We start from the raw sequence: 393 nt of genomic DNA on the forward strand, positions 1-393 counted from the left end.
AGACCGTGAGCGAGGTTCCGGACGTGCGGTTGCGCGCGGTCGATGTGTTGGACGCCGAGGAACGTCGTCTCGTGCTCGACGAGTGGAACGACACTGCGGCTGCGGTGCCGGAGGGCACGGTTTTGGAATTGTTCGAGGAGTGGGTGCGTCGAGCTCCGGATGCGGTCGCGGTCGTGCACGACGGGGTGCGGGTGACGTATGCCGAGCTGGACGCTAAGGCTGCTCGGTTGGCTGGGGTGCTGGTCGGGTTCGGTGTGGGCGCCGGTTCGGTGGTTGCGCTGCGCCTGCCGCGTGGTGTGGATGTTGTGGCGGCGATGTTGGGTGTGTGGAAGGCGGGTGCGGCGTATCTGCCGATCGATCCGGTGAGTCCGGCCGAGCGTGTGGAGTTCATGC

1 protein-coding gene is annotated in these 393 nt (G+C 66.9%); it reads left to right on the forward strand.

The window, feature by feature from the left end; all coding sequences use genetic code 11:
- Window positions 1–23: 23 nt before the first annotated feature.
- Window positions 24–393 (forward strand): AMP-binding protein (locus tag QSK22_RS33390; RefSeq protein WP_285498508.1); only part of this gene is annotated, 370 nt, incomplete at its 3' end.

This window comes from Actinomadura sp. NBRC 104425, assembly GCF_030269545.1.
In the GTDB taxonomy this organism is placed as follows: domain Bacteria; phylum Actinomycetota; class Actinomycetes; order Streptosporangiales; family Streptosporangiaceae; genus Spirillospora; species Spirillospora keratinilytica.